Origin of the sequence: Macrococcus bovicus (assembly GCF_030376725.1) — a bacterium.
Lineage (GTDB): Bacteria > Bacillota > Bacilli > Staphylococcales > Staphylococcaceae > Macrococcus > Macrococcus bovicus.
The window spans coordinates 364,616-381,099 of record NZ_CP128470.1 but is presented as its reverse complement, the minus strand read 5'-3'; the positions used below and the strand labels follow the sequence as shown (position 1 = coordinate 381,099).

Sequence of the window (16,484 nt, the reverse complement as noted above, 5' to 3'; positions counted from 1 at the left end):
AAATGTCATCACTCTTTAGTTGTTAAGCAGCTTATAGTAGGTCATCGAATTCAGTTTCAGAACGCCATCCACCTTATAATAAGTAAGGTAGAAACCATTGCTGTAATAATAGTTATACTGAACATCTGACATCTTCTTAATCAGGGGTGCCTCACCATACACTTTCTGAATCGTATCCAACGTATATTTGTTATTGTAGTTGAAAACCATCATTTCGATAGGTGCCGTATCAAAATTATAGAGACCCTTGCTTACATCACCTGCAAATTTGACAGGTGTTGTCGAATATCCATAAGTGGCTGTGAAATTTGAAATTTTAGCTGTTCGGTTTGTCGTGAAAAACTTAGGATCACCATAAGTCGTACGCAGTGTACCGAAAGTATCTCCCATTTTAATTTTTTTGCCGTCCGAGCGCTTATAAATATATGTTCCCTCTTTCAGCTGCTTAGCAACTGTTGCATTTGTCACGCTCGGCAATGTGTAAGTCGGTGTTTTAGTAGCAGCAGAAGCATGATGACCTGCTGCAGGCAGAAGTAGGACTGAAGCAGCAACAAGTCTCGTCATTAATTTTTTCATCGATAAATCCCCCATTTAATTTTAATAATTCCATTATATAGTCATTTATAAGAAAAGAAATAGATTTTACACTATTAATAAATAATTTATAGAAATAACTTATACCCGACTAGTAAGTGCTAGAAAATGAATTAAGTGAAAGCTGAAATAAAATAGGATGCAAAAACCAGATCATTAAACATTAAAAACCTCCCTAGTAAAAGCGTCTACTTTACCCGGCAGGTTTTCATCAGTTATTTTTATTTAGAAAATGCTTGTTTTGTTTCTTTCATGACCGCTTTATTTAAATATTTATATCCAAGGAACTGTCCATCTAAATCATCATAGACCAGTGCTGTCTGTCCATACACATAATGTTCTTCACCTGCGGATACAAAATGAAACGCTGGTTTACCCCAGTATTTCTGCATATCCTTGAATTTGAGAGTTGTTGATGACCCGTAGTATTCGAAAGATTCAAGCTGATACTGTGAGATTTTCATGCCACGTTTGCCTGTGAAGTACGCACCTACTGTATCGTAGTCCTCTGAGTCATCATCTGATTCAAAGAGCATGCTGTAGTCATAATATTTATAAAGACTTGTCACGCCTTCATAGCCTTTACCCCATTTAGTTTTGGCATATCCCACTGTATTCCCCAGTTTAACACCTTTGAACTTCATCGTGCCATTTTTCATCGCTGTAATGGTAGATTTGCTTTTTAAGTTGACCTGTCCAAGTTCAGCGGCATCTGCTTGTTCCACTAATACAAATGTAAGTACAAATACTGCCAGAAATACGATTAGTTTCTTCATCTGAATTCCCCTTTTAGTTAGTTAATTTATTATAACTTGAAAGAGTTTTAGTGGGAATAGCCTTTTATGAATTCTTTTATCATTTATGGTATCATCTGCTAAATAGCTCGATATGTCCCTTATTTTCTATAACTCTATCAATGGGATAGGGTTTAAAATGATATCGGTTCTGCAATGACATCATTGACAATATAAAAACCACTTATTATTAGATAAGTGGTTAATAGTGCACCCTGACGGATTCGAACCGCCGACCCCTTGCTTGTCGAGCAAGTATTCTCCCGCTGAACTAAGGGTGCAGATATTAAGTTGATGTCTTACTATTATAGCAAACGATTCTTCTACAGCCAAGCACCTTTGGACATTTCTTTCAATTAGTTTCTAACCGTGATAATCTAGTGATACACATTTCTCTAGGAGGACTTATGGATAAAAGAATTTATATTACTATTATACTGATTGCTGCCTTCACACTCTATCAGATCTATGCCACGTATCAGGCTATTCAGGCCGGTAATCTTGCAGGCCTCATGTCACCCATTATGTATCTTGGCATCATCGGACTCGTCATCAATCAGCTGATGATATCCAACCTGAACTCTAAATGGATGAGAAAATTCACACTGCCACAAGTGATCAACTTCTCTATCAGCCTCCTCATGCTGCTGATGTTTCTCTTTACTATCACACTAATTTTTAATATCGTTTATGGCATCTTATTCTCTGGTATATTCAGTGCGTTGCTGCTCTACTCTGCTTATACAAGTTATCAGCAGACTAAAGCAATTAAAAATCAATATGGCATTAAATAAGGACATCTCTGTCTTTGTCAGACCCCCGCATGTTGAACTACAAAATTCAACATGCGGGGGTCTATTTTAATATAGATTAATTTTATATGAAATATAAAAGTGCAATAAAATGAAAAGCTGCACCAAACAGAATGAAGAAGTGCCAGATCATATGGAAATAATGACGCGACTTCTGGGCATAGAACCAGGTACCGATGGAATAAGCAAGTCCACCTGCCACAATCAAGAGAACAAATTCCATACTGACTTTACCGATGAGACTCGGGAAAAGGATAATGCCCAGCCAGCCCATTGCTAAGTATAAGGTCAGACTTATTTTCGGATTCACATTCTTCGCAGTTGCTTTATATACGATGCCGCCTATAGTGACAACCCACTGAATCACCATAATCGTCCAGCCTAATGTGCCGCCGACTATGCTTAATGCAATCGGTGTATAGGTCCCTGCAATCGCAACATAGATCATACTATGGTCGATAATACGCATGACATATTTATGAACAGAATGATTCGGCATGAGATGATAGACACAGGACGACAGGAACATCAGGAAAATACTGATGAGAAAAACTGAAATCCCGAGAGACAGTACCATGCCACCCATCAAATAAGTCTTAACCGCAAAGTATGGCAGTGACAATAAAATCAAAAGCGCCGGTACGCCATGTGAGACAGAGTTTCCTACTTCTTCCCCTAGTTTAAGGGGACGGATATCCCTGAAATTATAGGAGTCTTTTGTTGATGACATACATTCACCTCGATATGCTTATTGCTTTTATTTTAACACTAATTTCGAGTGTTGACGATGTTAGACATATTTACCATGCTTCGGTTTAGCAAGTCTATCAAATTGCTCGGCAAGTTCCTGGAGGTTAGTTGCGAGTGTCTCTCCTGCCATTGGCATGCCATGACCTGTCACAGCAATTTTCGGCTTCAGTGCATTCAGTTTACGGACAGATTCTTTTGCGTCCTGCCAGTCTGGTGTGAAATATCTCGGCGGACCGTTCAACTCATGTTTCTGGCTCATCGCTTTGTAGAGCGAATCCTGATCGGTTGTTGTGATGGCATCGCCTGCAATCAGCAGTCCTTCTTTGTCATTATAGAATGAGACATGTCCAGGTGTATGACCCGGTGTATGAAGCCATCTGTAATCGTCCAGATAAGGAACCGTACCATCCTGCGGCAGTACCCGAACATGAGTCCCGAGATCAATTGGTTCTTTCGGAAAGATAAATGACAGTCGGCCTGAAGAGCTTCCCTCAACAAGAGGATCTGCATCTGGATAAGCGGTCTGACCCGTCAGATAAGGAAGCTCGAGAGGATGCGCATAGACAGGCACCTGCCATTCTTCAATGAGCTCAATAATAGAACCGACGTGATCAAAATGACCATGCGTCAGCAGAATAGCCTGTGGTTTGGCACCTTTGCCGTACTGCTGTTCAACCAACTCGATAATTGCCTGTGCCTTATTCGGCATGCCGGCATCAATCAGTACAAATGAGCCGTCTATATTCTCGACAAGGAAAATATTAACCATCTGCAATGTATGCTGGGTAACACCTGATTTTACTTCAGTCGTATGACCACTTGCAATAGAAGTCATGGGAATCGATTTATAGTCGCTACCGTAATTCATGATTTCAGCTCCTCTATATTATTTTCTCTGATTGGTATCATCCGCTGTTCTTCGTCGATAATAAACTGGATATTGTGTCTCATTTTTAATCGTCCATCCATCAGAGCTATATATGCGGCTCCTTAGAAGGGTCTTCTACCAACTATACCCGTTTTATTTAAAATTATAGATGACGGATCCATTGTTCTATCTGCTGCGGTGAATGAAGAATAATAACCTGTTTTTCACTTTTAAGATGATTCAATTTCTGGATAATACCAGGTCTTTTATCACGTGGATAATTCCAGACCCACTGCAGGAACTCTCTATCTATCTTTTCTTCGCAGCCCTCTGCCATATCAGGTCTGACAGTGTGACGATGCGTGAGGTACCGTTTAATGACTTGATAAAGACAGATTCTTCTGCTGATATCGAGAAAAATAATCGTATCCGCTTGATTGATTCGGATATCCATCGTACCGGAATAGTTGCCGTCTATGATCCATTCTGTATATGTCATCAACGCTGACTGAATGTCTTTCTGTTCTTCTCGGGTGGATAACGTCCAGTTCGGTTTCCACATATAGGCGTCGAGATGGAAGACAGGCAGATTCAGCCTGTCACCGAGTTTTCGGGCTAAGGTTGATTTACCGGCACCACCGGAACCAATTATCATGATTTTTTTCATAATAGACCTTCTATTTGCGGCCAGACACGCTCTTTTGTACCATTTACCACTCTGTCAGAAGCGATAAATTCAGCCAGTTTGTCAGGTTCTATCCATCTGTAATCGATTGTTTCAGTTTCCTGCAAAGTGACGCTGTCTTTGGATACATCTGTTTCAGCTAGATAGCCGAAATAATGTGTCTGGTTGACGTCATTTGACGTGTTGTAAAGGGGGATAAGTTCTGTGACAGTGATCCCCGTCTCTTCCTGCAGCTCACGCATAGCGCCCGCTTCGATTGTTTCTCCGTGTAGAACACTGCCTCCCGCTGTTATTTCAAACAGCCCCGGTCCCCCATGTTTACTCCAGTCTCGCTGCATCGCGAGAAAAGAGCCATCTTGATGTCTTAATGTCACTTCAACGACAATGTGGTATTGGTTCCGCGGAATCGGCTCTCCTCGCGTCAGAGTTGTCCCAAGATGATTTAAGTCCCTATCATATGCATCCCAGATTTCCATGATATCCCCCTTTAATGTGTTATTTTTCATTATACCGTGAAAGTTGTGGCATAACTTGTAGAGCTAGTTATAGCCGGCTATCTGTATTAAAAAAACCGGAGTGTCTACTCCGGTTCTCTATTCAGCCTTTAGCTGTAGATTGACATACCTGTCAGATAGCCCTTCGCGTCAAACGCTGCAAGATAACCACCATTTTTAGTTTTATATTTCAGGAAAGTCTCACCTGTTTTGCTGGTCGTTGTTCTCACAAGTCGATTATCTTTATGTGCTTTCTTAAAATCCGCTTGAGAGATTGTTCCTTTTTTTACCGTAAACTCAATCGTACTGACCTTGCCTTTGTTATCTTTTACAATAGCCGAGCCAAATACTTCTGATTTCTGACCTTCGCCACCTACTTTGGCATCTGGCGCCACTTTATAGCCGTTAAGCGTAAAATTCTCATTATTCAGTGCTGAAACAAAATACTTATCAAGTACAAACCCGCCGTCGTATTTCGTATAGCCTTTATAGTTATAGTATGGCTTCTGGACAGTATCAGTTTTCGCTTGAGCCGGCTGTTCAGCCACGACTGTACCCGCTACTAGTGTTGAAGCAATCATACCTGCTCCAACTAAGCTGCTCCATTTATTCATTGCTATCACTCCTCAAGTTGTTGTTGCCATACCATTATAATACTTTACCTCTCATTTTACAAAAAGTTACCATTATAAATTCCATTTTTATCCATTACATTATGCACAACTTTCCCATTTTTTGATATATAATAAATAAAAACACCCATTGGAGGCTAATATGAAATTCTGTCAAAATTGCGGGGCTGAACTTGTAAAAGGACAAAGGTTTTGTACGAACTGCGGCGCCGAAGTAACTCAACAGCAAACCGTTCCCACCGAAACAGCTCACCGAAAGAAAAAGAAATTCTTGATTCCCATCATCATTGTGGCCGCCTTATTGCTGCTTGCGTTCTTTCTTTTCACGCAGATAGACACTTCATCAAAAACAGCTGATGCTATCGGAACTGCAATAAAAAATAAAGATTCTGCAGCTCTGTCAAAACTGCTGTCTTCAGACGGCGAATCTTTAACTGCAGATCAGTCGGAAGCTTTTATGAAGTTATTAGATGATAAAGGGGCTACCGATTCATTTGTAGCTCAGCTGAAAAATCAGGCTAAGTCAGTCCCTTCTACCATCAAACTTGCTGATCGCCCTCTTCTTGAGATAGCTAATAACGGAAAGAAATACGGTATCCTCAATGACTATCAGTTCAATGTGGCAAGCCAGAAAGTGCAGCTGGAAGCTCAAGATGACTCAACATTAACTTATTCATCGAATGGCAAAGAAAAAGAAGTCGATTTAATGAAAGGACAAACTGTTGACCTTGGGACGATGCCTGCGGGTCTATATACTATACCCGCAACAAAAAGTCTGGATGGTACAAGTTATAAAGGTGAGCTCGTGGTAGATACTACTCAATCACCAGAAGTTAAGGAGAACTTCCAGGTCGGTTATATAAAAGTGACGCTTAATGGCGATGATTCTCTGGACAATGGTGAAACAATCATTAAAGTCAATGACCAGCAGATAGAGTTTGATGAAAATAAGGAGCAATATGGGCCGTTCAGTCTCGAGAATGAATTAAATGTTTCAGCTGAAGGAGAAGTTAACGGTGAAAACTTTAAAACGACTTCAAAGCTGCTGACCAAGGACGATTTCAAGAATTCAATGGCAGAGGTTCATCTTCAGTTTAATGAAGATGAAATCTCAAATTATATCGCGGAAGAAAACAGCACAGCTGAACCGAAAGTAGTAGTCATTAAGGAGAAAGAAACTGTTGAAGTTGATCGAGATGATGATGAAATTTTCATCTCTACACCTGAAGAAGCACGCGCTGCTGCTCTACGTTTCTCAGGTGGTTCATTCAATACAGGAAGCAATGAAGTAAGAACGCCTGTCGCAAATGCTACAGGCTGGGGATTTGGTATCTTCGACGCTAATGGTAATCCTATCAAATCATTCGATATACACCATGATGGTTATGTCATTGAATATGATGAAGATGGCTCAGAAGTAGCCAGCGGTTACGCCTATTAAATAAAAAAACTGGCTCAGAAATGTAGTCAACCCCTAAGGTTGAATCTTAAAAACTCAACCTTAGGGGTCTTTTAACTATCATTCACTATTTTGTTGATGCTAATTTTCTAGCGCGAACTTCTCTTAGTATCGGCATCATGTCTTTTAAAATATAAGTTCTAAATGTTTGAGAATAAGTATTTGTCATATGATGTTGATCACGCACAGTAATGATATTATTCTTTACTGGATGACAATACGTATTGTCACATTGTCTGAAAGTATAATCAAAATAATGAACGTTTGTTGGTTTTGTTTTTAGCTTACTCCAGTTTGAAGGTTTAGGCATCGCTTTCGTCTTGCATTTAATACTATCCGCGCCATATTTACTCACACAAGCTGGAATATTCACGGCAAAACGAGGTGTATCACGAATAGCAAATACTTCAATATTACGCTTTTTCAGTTCATTAAACTTATCTATAAAACCAGATGGAACTGTTTTTACAGACGCCAATGAGTAATCTGCTTTAGTCAGTACAAGGTCTGGATGATAACGTGCAATGGTCGGAATCAAGTTCTTATTCCACTCATTACAACTCGGATATTTCGGCATATACTGTGATGTCATGCTGCAACCGCTCTTTGTAGCATAGACGATACGGATATCATATTTCTTAGCAAAAGCTTGTAGCGCCCCTAACCAATGTCCAGCGTGAGAATCTCCAATAATTGCCACTGTGTAGTTAAATTCAATCGTATCACCATATTTACAGACTTTTACACGAGCCTGGTTCACATTCGCATGACAACCATCCTTATAAGAAACTGGTATATCATTAAAAGCACTCTGCGGCGATGGTGAAAGTGCGGCATCCGCTTGATTTCCGTAAAATAAAGCTAACAACAATAATGTTGAAAGTATCTTTTTCATTATGGTGTAGCAGCTGCTAATTTCTTAGCGCGAACTTCTCTTAGTATCGGCATCATGTCACGTTCTATATATGTACTGAACGTTCTGGCAAACGAATCAGTCAGATGGTGCTGATCTCGAATAATCATCACATTCCCTTTGACAGGATAACAATAAGTATACCCACAGATCTTTCTGGAGTAATCAATATAATGTACGTTTGAGGGTTTATTTGCAAGTTTAGTCCAGTCAGTTGAAGTAGGCAGTACTGTTTTTCTGGATACTCGGCATTTACTGCTATTTCTTCCGTATTTGTCGACACATGCCGGCAAGAACATATCACGGCTTGTCGGTGTCTCTTTGATATGGAAGTAAGGCGTATCTCGAATTGCAAACACCTCAATATTCCGTGCTTTCAGTTCATTGTATTTATTGATAAAACCTTGAGACAGTGTTCCTGGATGTGCCCCGCTATTAGAGTCTGCTTTAGTTAACACTAAGTCAGGCTTGTACCGTGCAATTGTGGGAATAATCGATTTGTTCCAGAGGGTACATGTATTATTATTTTTATCGTTCGCATAATTAGTGAAGACATCTGTCGTCAGCGCACAAGCGCTTTTTGTCGCATAAACAATCCGAATCTTATTTTTATTCGCAAATTCCTGCACTGCGCCAAGCCACTGACCTGCGTGAGAATCACCGATAATCGCTAATGTGTAATCATAGCCTTCAATCATGCCGTATTTACAGACAGAAACAGTTGCTTTACTTGTGCCTGCATGACAGTAGCCACCTTTAACTTTTTGTCTATATGCTTGTGGCATATCAGCTAGTGCCTTATCTACAGAAGGTATGACAGGCATGACAGGTTCATTCACTTCAGCCGAACGTGCACCAGGATAAAGGGCCGGATTCAGCTTCGCTGCTTGAACGTCAGAATGGAATACAGCTAATAATAATAACAACGCCACAAATAATTTTTTCATGTCATACTCCTTTGATTTATTTCTACCTTTATAAGAATAAATAAATCACTGAGCAAAAACAACCTAATTTTACAAATTTACAAATAATTTAAATTTTTTCTTGCATTTAAAAAACCCACAGATATGAATCTGTGGGTTTAATATTATTCAACAGTAACTGATTTTGCTAAGTTACGAGGTTTATCCACGTCGCAACCTCTATGCAGAGCTGCGTAGTAAGCTAAGAGCTGTGTCACCACGACAGATACCAGTGGTGCAAGCATCTCATGAACATGAGGAATCACGTAAGTATCGCCTTCTTGTTCAAGACCTTCCATTGTAATGATCAGCGGATGCGCACCACGTGCGACGACCTCTTTGACGTTACCACGGATGGATAAGTTCACTGCCTCTTGAGTAGCAAGTGCAATAACCGGTGTTCCTTCTTCGATAAGGGCAATCGTACCATGTTTAAGTTCTCCGCCGGCAAATCCTTCGGCCTGAATATAAGAGATTTCTTTCAGTTTAAGAGAGCCTTCGACACCTACATAATAATCCATCGTCCGTCCGATGAAGAATGCATTACGTGTCGTTTCAAGGAATTCTGTAGCGAAGCCTTCAATTTTATGAGCATCGTCAATCACTGCTGTTATCGCTGCTGTCACTTTTGCCAGTTCCGGTAACAGCTCGACGTCCACTTTGATGCCTGCATCTTTAGCGACAACCTGCGCTAAGATCGCAAGAACAGCAATCTGAGCGGTATAAGCTTTCGTTGAAGCAACAGCAATTTCAGGACCTGCGTGTAAGATTAATGTATGGTCCGCTTCACGTGATAATGTTGAGCCTGGTACGTTTGTGATAGTCAGGGCAGTATGGCCGAGTTCTTTGATAGCGACAAGCACAGCACGGCTATCTGCTGTTTCACCTGATTGTGAGATGAAGATGAATAACGGTTTCTTAGAAAGGAGCGGCATGTTGTAGACAAATTCTGACGCCACATGGACTTCAGTCGGAACGCCTGCCCATTTCTCTAAATATTCTTTACCTACAAGACCTGCATTGTAAGAAGTTCCGCAAGCAACGATGTAGATACGATCTGCTTTACGTACAGCTTTCACGATGTCTTTATCGATTTTAAGTTCGCCTTTTTCATCCTGGTATTCCTGGATGATTTTACGCATCACACCTGGCTGTTCGTGAATTTCTTTTAACATATAGTGAGCATAAGTGCCTTTTTCGATATCTGAAGCATCAATTTCAGCTTTGTAAGGTTTACGAGTGATTACTTTACCGTCTAAGTTTTTAATCGTCACTTTATCTTTTTCAACAAGCACGATTTCTCCGTCAACAAGTTCAACGTAAGTATCTGTTACTTGAAGCATGGCCATTGCGTCAGAAGCGATGACATTGAAACCTTCACCAAGACCGACAAGTAAAGGTGATTTATTTTTCGCAACATAGATCACATCTGGATTTTCTTTATCCAGTAAACCAAGTGCATAAGAACCGTGAAGTAATTTAAGGACTTCAACGAATGCTTTTTCAGTGTCTAAACCTTGTTTAGAGAAGTATTCGACCAGCTGAACAATGATTTCAGTATCAGTATCTGAAGTGAAAGTCACACCTGTTAAATATTCTTTTTTAAGTTGTTCGTAGTTTTCAATCACACCGTTATGCACTAACGTGAAACGCTCTGATTCTGATTGATGCGGGTGAGAGTTCTCATGGTTAGGAACACCGTGAGTGGCCCAGCGTGTATGACCGATACCTGTAGATGTTTCAAAAGAGCTGTCCACTACTTTACGTAATTCAGCAATACGCCCTTTTTCTTTATAGACGCGAACATCCTCACCATTACGGACAGCGATACCCGCAGAGTCATAACCACGATATTCTAATTTTTCAAGACCTTTAAGTAAGATTTCCTTTGCATCTTGTGTTCCAATATAGCCAACAATTCCACACATATTATAATTCCTCCGATAGTCAATTTATGATTAATATTTGATTTCGGTTTAATATTTGCTTATGCTGAGTGTCTTTGTTCAACCAGTCACCTGGAAGTTTTAACAAACAGCTGTCGAACAGCAAGTCCGGAATGGCATCCGCCGAATTTTCGATCACCATTCTCCTCGTCAACAGTCATGACTGTACTGGCGCTGTAGCCCTAATAATTCCCTATCCTCCCAAAAAGTTAAACCTAATTCATTATACAATTAAAGATTTGTAGATACAAGTTCAGACATCATTTATTCTGCTTTGTCATGAGTCGATATGACAAACTTAAGTTTACTATCCATAGTATTCGTATTTACTTCCTATTAGAATAGAATTAACAAATAAAAAAATAAAGGAGAAATATTATGGCAGAACAAAAAAGCGGCCTTCAACGTCGCGTTCAAGCATTCGGTTCTTTTTTAAGTAGTATGGTCATGCCGAATATCCCCATTTTCATTGCCTGGGGTTTTTTAACAGCTTTATTCATTCCTGTCGGCTGGTGGCCAAATAAAAACCTGGCATCAATCGTCGATCCTACTATTCATTATTTAATTCCTATCATGATTGCCTTCATGGGAGGTAAACTTATCCATGACGTCCGCGGGGGCGTTGTAGGTGCAGCTGCAACGATGGGAATTATCGCTGCTTTTCCTCCAAACCAGCATATGCTACTCGGAGCTATGATTATCGGACCATTAACCGGCTGGCTGATGAAGCAGTTTGATAAAGTGGTTCAACCTAAAATCCGCACAGGGTTTGAAATGTTAGTGAACAACTTCTCAGCAGGTTTCCTGGCATTAGGTATGATGATTGTCTCTTACTATCTATTAGCGCCGGTTGTAGGCTGGATTATGAAGATTCTAGGTGAAGGCGTACAATTCTTAGTTAACTTGCACATTTTACCTTTAACGTCACTTCTAATTGAGCCAGCTAAAGTATTGTTCTTAAACAATGCAATTAACCATGGTGTATTAACGCCACTTGCTACTGATCAAGCGGCAGAAGTAGGTAAATCGATTCTATTCACTTTGGAATCAAATCCTGGACCTGGTCTTGGTATCTTGCTTGCCTATATGCTCTTTGGCAAAGGATCTGCACGTGCAACAGCACCGGGCGCAGCAATCATTCACTTCCTGGGTGGTATCCATGAAATTTACTTCCCTTATGTGTTAATGAAGCCAGCTATGATTATTGCAGCAATCGCAGGTGGTATGACAGGTGTCGCTTACTTCTCACTCGTCGACTTTGGTTTACAATCTCCAGCAGCACCGGGATCAATTCTTGCTTATACTGCAGTTACACCTAAAGGTGAACACATTCATATGTTTATCGGTGTTTTACTCGCCGCTCTTGTGTCATTCATCATCGGTTCTCTTATCCTGAAATTCTCTAAGGACAAAGGTGAAGATGATTTAGCAGCAGCGACTGCTGAAATGGAAGCACGTAAAGGTAAGAAATCTTCTGTTTCTGGTGCTTTGACAGGTGCTTCTGCAACTACTTCTGATCGTGTGAAAGTGGTTGAAGTGGATAAAGATGAAACAACTGAACCAGATTTACTGGCTCAGTATGATACAGAAAATGTATCTGCCCATGACTACTCTCATGTCAACAAGGTTATCTTCGCTTGTGATGCAGGAATGGGTTCCAGTGCGATGGGTGCTGGTATGTTACGTAATAAGTTCAAAAAAGCTGGCATCAATGCTGAAGTCACGAACTCAGCTATCAACCAGTTACCGAAAGATGCTCAGCTTGTCATCACACAAAAAGTCCTGACAGACCGTGCAATCAAGCAAGTTCCAGGTGCTATTCATATTTCAGTGGATAACTTCCTGAACTCTCCTCGTTATGACGAGCTGATTGCCAACTTGAAGCAAGACCAGTAATTAGACATCTTATGTGATCCGTCCTACAATGGAATCAAGTAATTGAATAATCTACCAGAAGAAAGGGGTGTGGATATGCAAATCAGTCATCGAGAGAAAAAAATCATCGAGTCTTTGCTGAAAAGTCCACGCTCCTTTTTGTCTATTCATCAGATTGCACAGAACTTGGGGGTCTCCAGCCGTACTGTCCATCGTGAACTGAAGTTTGTCGAAGAAACGCTTAGCCGCATGAATCTCAGCCTTGACCGGCGGACCGGTAAAGGCCTCCGCATTGCCGGTGATGATATCGACCTCGCTTTACTCAGCGAGCAACTGGATGCCTCTACTGTGCTCGATTTATCCGTTGAAGAGCGGAAAGTTATTATTCTCTACACTTTGATCAGGGCGAAAGATCCGGTCAAACTTTATAGTCTCGCCAGCGAGATTGGTGTATCCATCAATAAACTGTCCAAGGAGCTTGATGGACTCAGTCCTGACCTCACCCGTTATCATCTGACATTGCAGAAGAAACGTGGCGAAGGCCTGCAGCTATTCGGCGAAGAAGTGAACAAAAGACAGCTGCTTGCAGATATCATGCTCGATAAACTGAATTCTACGAGTGTTTACTCAGTCATTGAGGATCATTTTGTCTACCAGACTTTAAACGATACAAGTCTTAAGGATTTAGTGGATATCGATCAGATATTCAGCGTTGAACGTCTTCTTATGGACGAATTAGCTGAACTGCCTTATGTGCTGCTTGAAACTGCTTATCTTACACTCACCATCCACATTGTACTGGCCATTGAACGGATCCGTAACAATGAAAAAGTTTCAATCTCCAGTGATATTATCAAATCGCTGGAAGTAACACCTGAGTTTCAGGTCGCTCAGAATCTAGCGCGCTCATTATCAGCCGCCTACGATATTGATTTCGATTTTGAAGAAGTCATTTTTATTACGATGCACTTACGGGGCGCCAAGCGTAGAGCCGCTGAGAGTGCGGCTGAAAGTGATATCAGTCCTGCAACAGATGAGCTGATTAACGAAGTCTCCCGTCTGATGCATCATGATTTTTCCGGTAATCCCACTCTGAAAGAAGGGCTTCTTCTTCATCTTGTACCCGCATTAAATCGTATGACCGGGGGAATAGAGACATATAACCCTTTAACGGCGATGATCATGCAGGATTACGAGCGGTTATTCAAGTCAATCAGCACTGCGCTGGAGACTGTATTTCCAGATGTATATTTCCCGGATAATGAAGTTGCGTTTCTCGTCCTCCATTTCGGGGGTGCCATGAAGAATACAAAAGCAAGTGTCCTTGTCGTCTGTACAAGCGGTCTTGGGACCAGTAGAATCCTTGCCAATCAGATAGAACAGCATTTTCCTGCTGTGCAGGTGACCAAGCTTGCTTCTGTCAGTGATTTGAAGTCTCTTCATCTAGATAGTTACAGCTATATCGTGTCGACAGTCGGGCTTGACATCAGTCAGCCCTATACTATAGTCAATCCGTTATTACCGGAAGGAGACAAGGCCCTTCTGCAGCAGGTCTTCTCTACCTCTGTATCGTCACATGTGCAATCAACTAAACGAAGCGTGTATAATGATGTTATACCATTCGTTATTGAATCTGATGCTATTTTACAGGGTATCGAATTCAAGACGATTTCCATCTCCAGCTGGGATGAATACAGAAAGCAGCTGCCGGCAGCAGATGAGCTAAGCAAAAGAGAAGCAGTCCAGGGATTCGCCCTCTCAGGTTATCCCGTTGCTCTTCCACATATTGTTCATGCTGCAGTTTCTCATCCGTTCATTGAACTGGTAACCTTAACTTCTCCGGTTCAGATGAAAAATATGAACGGCATCATGCAGGAGGTCAATTACCTGCTTATCATGCTACTGCCGGAAGAAACAACAGCCAGACCCTTTGTCAGCGAGTTAAGCACCTTACTCATGGCCCATCTGGAAGCACCTGACGAGTTATTCAGCAATTCTGAACTTGTCATTCAGCATATGCAAGATACACTGATTAAACAAATCAGCCAAAAAATCTATTAAATGGAGTGAATCAAACATGTCAAACTTAATTCCAACAGAAAATATTCTCGTTAACCAGCATTTCACATCTAAAGAAGAAGCAATCGAAGCAGCAGGACAGAAATTAGTAGAGGCAGGCGCTGTCAATCCCGGATATATTCAGGCCATGAAAGAACGTGAAGCGATTGTTTCCACTTATATGGGTAACTTCCTTGCGATTCCACATGGTACAGACGAAGCGAAAGCTGAAGTGATCAAGTCAGGTATCACCTTACTGCAAGCGCCAGAAGGTATCGACTGGGACGGTAATATCGTGAAAGTAGTAGTGGGTATCGCAGGTAAAGACGGTGACCATTTAGATTTATTGTCTCAGATCGCCATTGTTTTCTCAGAAGAAGAGAATGTTGAGCGTGTGATTAATGCCCAGTCAGCTGATGAAATCAATGCCATCTTCGGGGAGGTAGAACTATAATGAAAGCTGTCCATTTCGGTGCCGGAAATATCGGCCGCGGCTTCATCGGTAAAGTTCTTTATGATAACCACTACGAAATCACATTCGCTGATGTCAGCTCACAGATCATCTACTTGATCAACCAGGAGCAGGCCTATGATGTTATTATCGCTGAAGAAAGCAAGACGCGTCAGCGAGTAGAAGGTGTTAAAGGGATTCATAGCGTTGAAGAATTAGATAAATTAGAGCAGGCATTGATGGAAGCTGATTTAATCACAACAGCTGTCGGCGTCAATATTCTGCCTATCATCGGTAAATCAATCGCCTCTGCTCTGGCTAAGCGTGATGCGTTTCGTCCCGTCAATGTCGTGGCATGTGAGAATGCCATTATGGCAACAGACCAGCTGAAAAAAGCGATTGTTGATGAAGTCGGTGAACTCGGTGAGCATATTCACTTCCCTAACTCAGCAGTCGACCGTATTGTGCCGATTCAGAAACAGCAGAATCCACTAGATGTAATGGTTGAGCCTTTCTTTGAATGGGTCATTGAAGAAGAGAAATGGTATGGTACGCAACTTGAAGGCGTCAAATATGTTCAGGATCTTCACCCCTTCATCGAACGTAAACTACTGACTGTCAACACAGGCCATGCCTTCATCGCATACTTCGGTAAATATAAAGGCTATGCAACAGTCGATGAAGCCATGAAAGATCCAGAAGTCGTTGAACAGCTCCGTCAAGTACTAGGCGAAACAAGCGACTACTTAACAAGCAAATATGATTTCACTCAAGAAGAACAGGCTGCATACGTTGAAAAAATCATCGGCCGCTTCCAGAACCCATACTTGTCAGATGACCTAAATCGTGTCGGCCGTTCACCACTACGTAAAATCAGTCCGGAAGACCGTATCATTAAACCTCTGTCATACTTAGTGACTGAAGACAAACCACACGAAGGTTTAATCAATATGGCTGCCTATTTAATGCGTTATACCGATGAGCATGACCCAGAAGCTGTCGACAAAGATCACTATATTAAAGAACACGGCCCTGCACAGTTCTTAAAAGAATATGCTAAGATAGATGACAGTTTAGCTCAAGAAATTGAAGCAAAATATCAAACATTATAATGACTCAAAGCCGCTCACTAAGAGCGGCTTTTTTTTACTGGATAGCAATTAAAAACGCCTTGCAGCTGCAAGGCGT

General features: G+C 41.2%; 16 protein-coding genes and 1 tRNA gene. 6 read left to right on the top strand and 11 right to left on the bottom strand.

What is annotated here, in order from left to right; genetic code table 11:
* Positions 1 to 15: 15 nt before the first annotated feature.
* The 3 genes from QSV55_RS02435 to QSV55_RS02425 form a co-directional block, all read right to left on the bottom strand.
* A complete protein-coding gene (locus tag QSV55_RS02435; protein WP_289650550.1) occupies positions 16 to 576 on the bottom strand; it encodes a hypothetical protein in 561 nt (186 codons plus the stop codon).
* A gap of 239 nt (positions 577 to 815) precedes the next feature.
* The gene (locus QSV55_RS02430) at positions 816 to 1,370 is read right to left on the bottom strand and encodes a hypothetical protein (RefSeq protein WP_133451295.1); all 555 of its coding nucleotides are present in this window, start codon (positions 1,368 to 1,370) and stop codon (positions 816 to 818) included.
* A 227-nt stretch (positions 1,371 to 1,597) separates the two neighbouring features.
* A tRNA-Val gene (locus QSV55_RS02425) sits at positions 1,598 to 1,669 on the bottom strand.
* A 126-nt stretch (positions 1,670 to 1,795) separates the two neighbouring features.
* Here QSV55_RS02425 and QSV55_RS02420 point away from each other — a divergent pair.
* On the top strand, positions 1,796 to 2,182 hold the full coding sequence (locus QSV55_RS02420; protein WP_289650549.1) for a hypothetical protein: 387 nt from the start codon (positions 1,796 to 1,798) through the stop codon (positions 2,180 to 2,182).
* Between the two features lie 82 nt (positions 2,183 to 2,264).
* On the opposite strand, the gene trhA is transcribed toward QSV55_RS02420, so the two are convergent.
* From trhA to isaB, 5 genes are all read right to left on the bottom strand, one after another.
* Positions 2,265 to 2,930 carry a PAQR family membrane homeostasis protein TrhA gene (gene trhA, locus QSV55_RS02415; RefSeq protein WP_289650548.1) on the bottom strand — a complete coding sequence of 222 codons (666 nt, stop codon included), beginning with the start codon at positions 2,928 to 2,930 and terminating at the stop codon, positions 2,265 to 2,267.
* Positions 2,931 to 2,990: 60 nt separating this feature from the next.
* Positions 2,991 to 3,818 (bottom strand): MBL fold metallo-hydrolase, encoded by an 828-nt coding sequence (locus QSV55_RS02410; protein ID WP_289650547.1) that lies wholly within the window; start codon positions 3,816 to 3,818, stop codon positions 2,991 to 2,993.
* 163 nt (positions 3,819 to 3,981) lie between these two features.
* On the bottom strand, positions 3,982 to 4,485 hold the full coding sequence (locus tag QSV55_RS02405; RefSeq protein WP_289650546.1) for a DNA topology modulation protein: 504 nt from the start codon (positions 4,483 to 4,485) through the stop codon (positions 3,982 to 3,984).
* On the bottom strand, positions 4,482 to 4,979 hold the full coding sequence (locus QSV55_RS02400; RefSeq protein ID WP_289650545.1) for an NUDIX hydrolase: 498 nt from the start codon (positions 4,977 to 4,979) through the stop codon (positions 4,482 to 4,484). The genes QSV55_RS02405 and QSV55_RS02400 overlap by 4 nt, the downstream gene beginning before the upstream one ends.
* Before the next feature lie 128 nt (positions 4,980 to 5,107).
* Entirely contained in the window at positions 5,108 to 5,611 is a 504-nt protein-coding gene (gene isaB / locus QSV55_RS02395; RefSeq protein ID WP_289650544.1) for an immunodominant staphylococcal antigen IsaB family protein, read from the bottom strand.
* Between the two features lie 160 nt (positions 5,612 to 5,771).
* Between isaB and QSV55_RS02390 the strand changes: the two genes are divergently transcribed.
* Positions 5,772 to 7,070 carry a TcaA second domain-containing protein gene (locus QSV55_RS02390; protein ID WP_289650543.1) on the top strand — a complete coding sequence of 433 codons (1,299 nt, stop codon included), beginning with the start codon at positions 5,772 to 5,774 and terminating at the stop codon, positions 7,068 to 7,070.
* An 85-nt stretch (positions 7,071 to 7,155) separates the two neighbouring features.
* On the opposite strand, the gene QSV55_RS02385 is transcribed toward QSV55_RS02390, so the two are convergent.
* The 3 genes from QSV55_RS02385 to glmS form a co-directional block, all read right to left on the bottom strand.
* The gene (locus QSV55_RS02385; protein ID WP_289650542.1) at positions 7,156 to 7,983 is read right to left on the bottom strand and encodes an SGNH hydrolase domain-containing protein; all 828 of its coding nucleotides are present in this window, start codon (positions 7,981 to 7,983) and stop codon (positions 7,156 to 7,158) included.
* Positions 7,983 to 8,948 (bottom strand): SGNH hydrolase domain-containing protein, encoded by a 966-nt coding sequence (locus QSV55_RS02380; protein WP_289650541.1) that lies wholly within the window; start codon positions 8,946 to 8,948, stop codon positions 7,983 to 7,985. The genes QSV55_RS02385 and QSV55_RS02380 overlap by 1 nt, the downstream gene beginning before the upstream one ends.
* 143 nt (positions 8,949 to 9,091) lie before the next feature.
* Complete coding sequence (glmS, locus tag QSV55_RS02375; RefSeq protein WP_289650540.1) at positions 9,092 to 10,894, bottom strand: glutamine--fructose-6-phosphate transaminase (isomerizing); 1,803 nt, start codon at positions 10,892 to 10,894, stop codon at positions 9,092 to 9,094.
* A gap of 396 nt (positions 10,895 to 11,290) precedes the next feature.
* On the opposite strand from glmS, the gene QSV55_RS02370 reads away from it, so the two are divergent.
* From QSV55_RS02370 to QSV55_RS02355, 4 genes are all read left to right on the top strand, one after another.
* Positions 11,291 to 12,808: a PTS mannitol transporter subunit IIBC gene (locus QSV55_RS02370; protein ID WP_289650539.1), complete on the top strand. Its 1,518-nt coding sequence runs from the start codon at positions 11,291 to 11,293 to the stop codon at positions 12,806 to 12,808.
* A gap of 75 nt (positions 12,809 to 12,883) precedes the next feature.
* Positions 12,884 to 14,848: a BglG family transcription antiterminator gene (locus QSV55_RS02365; protein WP_289650538.1), complete on the top strand. Its 1,965-nt coding sequence runs from the start codon at positions 12,884 to 12,886 to the stop codon at positions 14,846 to 14,848.
* A 16-nt stretch (positions 14,849 to 14,864) separates the two neighbouring features.
* Positions 14,865 to 15,299, top strand: a complete 435-nt coding sequence (locus QSV55_RS02360; RefSeq protein WP_133451283.1) for a PTS mannitol transporter subunit IIA — start codon at positions 14,865 to 14,867, stop codon at positions 15,297 to 15,299.
* Positions 15,299 to 16,408, top strand: a complete 1,110-nt coding sequence (locus tag QSV55_RS02355; protein ID WP_289650537.1) for a mannitol-1-phosphate 5-dehydrogenase — start codon at positions 15,299 to 15,301, stop codon at positions 16,406 to 16,408. Before QSV55_RS02360 ends, QSV55_RS02355 begins: the two co-directional genes overlap by 1 nt.
* The last annotated feature ends 76 nt before the right edge of the window (positions 16,409 to 16,484 follow it).

What these genes read in the sequence shown, in the direction of transcription:
- QSV55_RS02435 (WP_289650550.1), bottom strand. Translation starts at nt 576, where the DNA reads ATGAAAAAATTAATGACGAGACTTGTTGCTGCTTCAGTCCTACTTCTG.
- QSV55_RS02430 (WP_133451295.1), bottom strand. Translation starts at nt 1,370, where the DNA reads ATGAAGAAACTAATCGTATTTCTGGCAGTATTTGTACTTACATTTGTA.
- QSV55_RS02420 (WP_289650549.1), top strand. Translation starts at nt 1,796, where the DNA reads ATGGATAAAAGAATTTATATTACTATTATACTGATTGCTGCCTTCACA.
- trhA (WP_289650548.1), bottom strand. Translation starts at nt 2,930, where the DNA reads ATGTCATCAACAAAAGACTCCTATAATTTCAGGGATATCCGTCCCCTT.
- QSV55_RS02410 (WP_289650547.1), bottom strand. Translation starts at nt 3,818, where the DNA reads ATGAATTACGGTAGCGACTATAAATCGATTCCCATGACTTCTATTGCA.
- QSV55_RS02405 (WP_289650546.1), bottom strand. Translation starts at nt 4,485, where the DNA reads ATGAAAAAAATCATGATAATTGGTTCCGGTGGTGCCGGTAAATCAACC.
- QSV55_RS02400 (WP_289650545.1), bottom strand. Translation starts at nt 4,979, where the DNA reads ATGGAAATCTGGGATGCATATGATAGGGACTTAAATCATCTTGGGACA.
- isaB (WP_289650544.1), bottom strand. Translation starts at nt 5,611, where the DNA reads ATGAATAAATGGAGCAGCTTAGTTGGAGCAGGTATGATTGCTTCAACA.
- QSV55_RS02390 (WP_289650543.1), top strand. Translation starts at nt 5,772, where the DNA reads ATGAAATTCTGTCAAAATTGCGGGGCTGAACTTGTAAAAGGACAAAGG.
- QSV55_RS02385 (WP_289650542.1), bottom strand. Translation starts at nt 7,983, where the DNA reads ATGAAAAAGATACTTTCAACATTATTGTTGTTAGCTTTATTTTACGGA.
- QSV55_RS02380 (WP_289650541.1), bottom strand. Translation starts at nt 8,948, where the DNA reads ATGAAAAAATTATTTGTGGCGTTGTTATTATTATTAGCTGTATTCCAT.
- glmS (WP_289650540.1), bottom strand. Translation starts at nt 10,894, where the DNA reads ATGTGTGGAATTGTTGGCTATATTGGAACACAAGATGCAAAGGAAATC.
- QSV55_RS02370 (WP_289650539.1), top strand. Translation starts at nt 11,291, where the DNA reads ATGGCAGAACAAAAAAGCGGCCTTCAACGTCGCGTTCAAGCATTCGGT.
- QSV55_RS02365 (WP_289650538.1), top strand. Translation starts at nt 12,884, where the DNA reads ATGCAAATCAGTCATCGAGAGAAAAAAATCATCGAGTCTTTGCTGAAA.
- QSV55_RS02360 (WP_133451283.1), top strand. Translation starts at nt 14,865, where the DNA reads ATGTCAAACTTAATTCCAACAGAAAATATTCTCGTTAACCAGCATTTC.
- QSV55_RS02355 (WP_289650537.1), top strand. Translation starts at nt 15,299, where the DNA reads ATGAAAGCTGTCCATTTCGGTGCCGGAAATATCGGCCGCGGCTTCATC.